The organism is Mesotoga infera, assembly GCA_011045915.1.
Lineage (GTDB): Bacteria > Thermotogota > Thermotogae > Petrotogales > Kosmotogaceae > Mesotoga > Mesotoga infera_D.
Window position 1 is genome coordinate 1 of the sequence record DSBT01000014.1, and the last position, 2160, is coordinate 2160.

Genomic DNA, 2160 nt, shown 5'->3' on the forward strand with positions numbered 1-2160 from the left:
AAGTTAGTCCTTGATGAAAGGACGATTATCGCGCTAACAAGATAAAGAGAACTGATTCCGATTAAGACGAAACTCATCTCTCTTTTCCCCCCGAGTTGATAAATGCCCTGGCAATTACGTGAGTTACAAGCGGTCCGGTGACCATCAAAGCGACGATAAATGCTAGCATCTCAATTATCGTCAGCAGGCCAAAGAAAGAAGCAGAGATGACTATGAATATAAGTCCGACAGTGTCGGCAACCGTTAAGAAATGGAGAGTCCCGATGATTGTGTGCGCCAGGATGGCCCTGAGTGTACCTGCGAAAACGAAAAATAGACCCGGAATCAGAAATAGGTACCCCACGATTCTCGTCATCTTCTGACTCCAAGATAATAAGCAGCTATAATCGTACCACTTGTATTGAGTATAAGAAAAAGCAGCGCAACGCTTGACACGAAATCAACTCCGGTAACCATTTCAATAAAAATGACGCCAATAAGAAGCCTTGTCGAAATGGAAGAGTAGGCTATTAGTAGCTTCCAGGGATCACTACTTGCGGCAAACCAGACCAGCATCGCAATAGAAGAAATTATTGCCGCCATTGTGATATAGAAGGTCACTTTTTCACCTCGTGGATCAACAGCCCTTCCCTGTCCTTCGAAATGACAACTTCCTCAGGGGTCATTGTAATAGAGATGATCTTCCCAAATTCAACGATTCTGTTTTCCGGTACCTTTTCGCTTCTTACCGTGAATACGGGTTTCGAGAAGATAATTCTGAATGATTGGAAGACTGCAACAGGCAAAGCGAGCATAATTCGAAATACGGTGCCGAAGACCGGACCGGGTCGGATAAGCCTTGCAGATACATATTGCACGAGGACAGATACTAGCAAACCCGATACCGCCGAGGCTAGAGTGAATCTTCCAAAAAAGGTGATCCACAGAAAAAACGAGATTATGAAAATCATCTAGTCCCACCTCAAAGGTTTGGCCCTGAAATTCTCCTTAGATTCGAAATGCTGCATCCATCCAGTGAGACCAAATCTATCTATCACATCAAGTGCATAATCGTATTCCTCTTCCGAGATTTTTCTCGATAGTTCGTAGTGCTCTCTCGCCCTGTAAACTGGTCGATACTGTGACATAAGCGATATGGGAACGGACGAAGACAATTCAAAGGCAACAAACTCCGCCATCTCTTCTGTACCCGCTATTCCTTCAGGTAGAACAAGATGCCTGACAATAACTCCTCGCATTCTTTCTTCTCTGAATGAGCCAGTCTGTCTAAACATATCCTTCACCGCCTTCTTTGTGACAGTCCAGTAATCGGGGACAAGGGAATATTTCTCTCCAACCGCATCGTTGGTGTATCTTATATCTGTTAGATAGATATCGACGATTCCATCGAGAAGCTGTAAAGTACTTACTTCTTCATAACCGCTAGTGTTGAACACTACTGGAAGGAAAAAGCCCTCCTCAAGTGCAAGTTCGTAGGCTTTGAGGAAGCCATACAAATTGGGAGTTGGAGTGACGAGATCGATGCAAGCGGCCCCTTCCTCCTGAATCTTCATGAAGTGTCGAGATAGCTCTTCAAATGAAAAGACCTTGCCTGCGTTCTTTTGACTGAAAGCGAAGTTTTGACAGTAGAGGCAGCTCATTGTGCAGCCACTGAAAAAGACTGCACCTGCACCGCCTTCCTTCACCAAAGGTGGTTCTTCCCCAAAGTGCAGTACTGCTGCTGAAACTCTTGGTTCAATCCTCTGCATGCAGGAACCAGGAGTTTCATACCTGTTCACATGACACTTCTTAGGGCAAAGGTCACAAGAGTGCAGCCTTTCACGCGTGTTCTCTATTGCTTTCTGTACTTTGACAAGTCTTTCTGCGTTTGAACCCATTCAATCCATTCCTTCTCTTCATTCTAAAGGTTGTCGGAAGACCTTGAGCTGAGACTATCACACAAATCCGAGTCTAGGGAGACTAAGATTGCGTTTGGGATACGCGAGGGAAAAGGAACACTTCGGGCAAGTTCGCTTAACCAACAATTCCTGACGTACAACCAATCTAGCATCGTACTGAGAATCTTGCATCCCGTCAAGCTGAACTTGTTTCAGCATCCAGTTCCTTTCTCTTCGCCAGCGGGAAACCGCTCAACGGCCCATAGTTCTCTTGATCTTCCGA

The 2160-nt window shown here is 45.2% G+C and carries 5 protein-coding genes; all 5 read right to left on the reverse strand.

All coding sequences use genetic code 11. The features are described from left to right. Positions 1-77, reverse strand: a 77-nt coding sequence (locus ENN47_00380; protein HDP76647.1) for a sodium:proton antiporter, incomplete at its 3' end; no start/stop codon positions are given. After that, positions 74-355 carry a sodium:proton antiporter gene (locus tag ENN47_00385; protein HDP76648.1) on the reverse strand — a complete coding sequence of 94 codons (282 nt, stop codon included), beginning with the start codon at positions 353-355 and terminating at the stop codon, positions 74-76. The genes ENN47_00380 and ENN47_00385, both read right to left, overlap by 4 nt. Next, the gene (locus ENN47_00390; GenBank protein ID HDP76649.1) at positions 352-600 is read right to left on the reverse strand and encodes a hypothetical protein; all 249 of its coding nucleotides are present in this window, start codon (positions 598-600) and stop codon (positions 352-354) included. Before ENN47_00390 ends, ENN47_00385 begins: the two co-directional genes overlap by 4 nt. After that, entirely contained in the window at positions 597-950 is a 354-nt protein-coding gene (locus tag ENN47_00395; protein ID HDP76650.1) for a hypothetical protein, read from the reverse strand. The genes ENN47_00390 and ENN47_00395 overlap by 4 nt, the downstream gene beginning before the upstream one ends. Next, a complete protein-coding gene (locus ENN47_00400; GenBank protein HDP76651.1) occupies positions 951-1877 on the reverse strand; it encodes a radical SAM protein in 927 nt (308 codons plus the stop codon). Between the last annotated feature and the right edge of the window lie 283 nt (positions 1878-2160).

What these genes read in the sequence shown, in the direction of transcription:
- ENN47_00400 (HDP76651.1), bottom strand. Translation starts at nt 1,877, where the DNA reads ATGGGTTCAAACGCAGAAAGACTTGTCAAAGTACAGAAAGCAATAGAG.
- ENN47_00395 (HDP76650.1), bottom strand. Translation starts at nt 950, where the DNA reads ATGATTTTCATAATCTCGTTTTTTCTGTGGATCACCTTTTTTGGAAGA.
- ENN47_00385 (HDP76648.1), bottom strand. Translation starts at nt 355, where the DNA reads ATGACGAGAATCGTGGGGTACCTATTTCTGATTCCGGGTCTATTTTTC.